Here is a 263-nt window from a genome sequence, read left to right as displayed (position 1 = left end):
CAAGCACCTGGGTTTCTTCGATTTCATTGGCATGGATGAGGGAAACCGTGTGGGCGAAGCTCGGGGCGGGCCGACCTATATTCCGATTACCCGGATATCGCGCCCGAATATCGACGTGAGTTCTGCTAGCCTGGAAGAGTGGTACGCGGCAATCGAGGAAGAAGCGCGACACGTGGCCGGCGTCCTCGCTGGCTCATTCGACGACTCTCAGGCGTTACGCACCTACACCTATTCGATCCGGGAAGTTATCCGGAATGTTTTCG

General features: G+C 57.0%; 1 pseudogene. It reads left to right on the top strand.

Features of this window, described 5'->3' with window-relative positions:
* Positions 1-263, top strand: a pseudogene (locus tag SB717_RS36885) (hypothetical protein); the annotation flags it as partial.

It is taken from the genome of Priestia sp. SIMBA_032 (assembly GCF_046535215.1).
Lineage (GTDB): Bacteria > Bacillota > Bacilli > Bacillales > Bacillaceae_H > Priestia > Priestia aryabhattai.
This window is presented reverse-complemented; position numbering and strand designations above follow the sequence as displayed.